Origin of the sequence: Brevundimonas sp. P7753 (genome assembly GCF_013386595.1) — a bacterium.
GTDB classification, from domain to species: Bacteria; Pseudomonadota; Alphaproteobacteria; order Caulobacterales; family Caulobacteraceae; genus Brevundimonas; species Brevundimonas bullata.
This window is the reverse complement of sequence record NZ_JACARP010000114.1, coordinates 1-2,503: the sequence shown is the minus strand read 5'-3', so window position 1 is coordinate 2,503 and position 2,503 is coordinate 1. Positions and strand designations below refer to the sequence as shown.

Annotated in this window: 2 protein-coding genes; both read left to right on the top strand. The window is 68.8% G+C overall.

All coding sequences use genetic code 11. The features are described 5' to 3' along the window. On the top strand, positions 1-329 hold a 329-nt coding region (locus HX774_RS17440), incomplete at its 5' end, for a hypothetical protein (RefSeq protein WP_178828731.1). Between the two features lie 154 nt (positions 330-483). Beyond that, a complete protein-coding gene (locus HX774_RS17435) occupies positions 484-2,427 on the top strand; it encodes a M61 family metallopeptidase (RefSeq protein WP_178828730.1) in 1,944 nt (647 codons plus the stop codon). Positions 2,428-2,503 lie beyond the last annotated feature (76 nt).

Here is a 2,503-nt window from a genome sequence, read left to right as displayed (position 1 = left end):
GCCCCGCTGCGCCGCCCCATCCCGACTTCGACCTTCAGGGACCGAGCGAGGTCCTGCTCGAAGCCTACGCCACCCCGACCGAACTGGCCGATGTCGCCTGGCTCAACGCCGAACAGGCCATCCGCGCCGGCCGCATGATCGAGGCGCGCGGCTGGACCCGCATTCATCGCGACCTCGCCGCGACCAGCCGCCCTTCGCCCGAAACCCGCGCGGCTCACGCCCGCACCGACCTCCTGCGCGTCGAAAAGGAAAAGCGGAAGGAACGCGCCCGGCTGGAAGACCTCCAGCATCAGGTCGCCCTGGCCAGGCAGGCCACGGAAAAAGCCTGACCGCCCTTCTCCCCCTGGCTATTGCACTAATTGCACTGTTTTTTTCTCTGCACGGTGCAATCCCGCCCTCCCTCGCTTGACGCAGGGGCCGACGCATTGTGGTCTGCGGCCCAGTTCGAGCCGCGTTGGGGCGGCCCTTGGGGAATTCCTGTCCATGAAGCGTTTCGCCTTGGCCGTCAGCGCCGCCGCCCTGCTGATCTCGATGGGCGCGCCCGCGCTCGCTCAAGTCGGCACGCCCGCCCTGCCCGTGGCGCTTGCGCCGATCCCGGCCCCGCGCGACGTGGCCTATCCGGGCGTCATCACCATCGACGTGGACGCCACCGACATCGACCGCCGCCTGGTCCAGGTGCGCCAGACCATTCCCGTCGCCCAGGCCGGGCCCATGGTCCTGCTCTACCCCCAATGGCTGCCGGGCAACCACAGCCCCGCCGGCCCCGTCGCCAACGTCGGCGGGCTGACGTTTACCGCCAACGGCCAGCGGCTGGAGTGGGTGCGCAACACGGTCCAGCCCTGGGCCTATCAGATCGAGGTCCCCGCCGGCGTCAGCCAGATCGAGGTCGCCTTCCAGTGGCTGACCCCCATCGAGGGCAATCAGGGCCGCGTCGTCGTCACCCCCGAGATGCTGAACATCCAGTGGGAGAAGGCGCTGCTTTATCCCGCCGGCTACTACTCGCGGCAGATCACCTTCAAGCCGAGCCTGAAACTGCCCGCCGGCTGGAACTACGGCGCCGGCCTCGACACCGTCAGCTTCACGGATGGCGTAGCGAGCTTCGCCCCCATCACCCTCGACCACCTGGCCGACAGCCCGGTCTTCGCCGGCCAGCACTACCGCCAGATCGACCTCGATCCCGGCGGTCGCTCGCCCGTCCGCATGAACGTGGTGGGCGACACGGCCAAGATGCTCGAAGCCACCGACGAGCACATCCAGCTCCACCGCAACCTGGTCCAGCAGGCCGACCGCCTGTTCGGCGCCCGCCACTTCGACCACTACGACTTCCTGGTGGCCGTGACCGACAAGCTGGGCGGCATCGGCCTGGAGCACCAGCGCTCGTCCGAGAACAGCGTCGATCCCAAATACTTCACAGACCGCGAGGCCACCCTGGCCGACCGCGACCTGCTGGGCCACGAATACACCCACAGCTGGAACGGCAAGTGGCGCCGCCCCGCCGACCAGATGACCCCCAACCTCAACGAGCCGCTGCAGAACTCCCTGCTGTGGGTCTATGAGGGCCAGACCCAGTACTGGGGCCTCGTCCTGACCGCCCGCGCGGGCCTGATGTCGAAGCAGCAGGCCGTGGACGTCCTGGCCATGACCGCTGCCAGCTTCCAGAACATCCCCGGCCGCCAGTGGCGCGCCATGCAGGACACCACCAACGACCCCATCATCAGCCAGCGCCGCCCGCAGCCCTGGGGCTCCTACCAGCGCAGCGAGGACTATTACCGCGAGGGCTCGCTGATCTGGCTGGACGCCGACACCCTGATCCGCGAGCAGACCGGCGGCAAGAAGTCGCTGGACGACTTCGCCAAGGCCTTCTTCGGCGCCCAGGACGGCGACTGGAACCCGGCCCCCTACACTTTCGACACCGTGACCTCGACCCTGAACGGGGTCCAGGCCGGCAACTGGCCCGGCTTCCTGCGCGAGCGTCTGGACGCGGTCGGCCCGACCTCGCGCGGCCCGCTCGACGGTATCGAGCGCGGCGGCTACCGCCTGGTCTTCAAGGAGGAGCCGTCGGGCTACATGGGCGCCCTCTACAAGGAGCTGGGCCGCAACGACTTCACCTATTCCCTCGGCTTCATGATGAACAAGGCCAACCGGATCACCTCGGTCGTCTGGGGCGGCCCGGCCTTCGAGCAGGGCCTGACCTCGGGCTGGGAAGTGGTCGCCGTCGGCGGTCGCGCCGCCTCCGCCGACGCGCTGAAGGAGGCCGTCACCGCCGCCAAGGGATCGGCCGCCCCCATCGAGTTGATCCTCAAGAACGGCGACGTCTTCAAGACCGTCCGCTTCGACTACCACGACGGTCTGCGCTACCCGCATCTGGAGCGGATCGAGGGCACGCCCGACCGCCTCGGCGACATCCTGTCGCCCAGGCGTCGATAACCCATGCGCCGCGTCTCTCCCTCCCCTTCATGGGGAGGGTGGTCGCGAAGCGACCGGGTGGGGAGGGCGTGGTGAT

Bases quoted from the DNA above. Each gene is read 5' to 3' on its own strand.
- HX774_RS17435 (WP_178828730.1), top strand. From the start codon at position 484: ATGAAGCGTTTCGCCTTGGCCGTCAGCGCCGCCGCCCTGCTGATCTCG.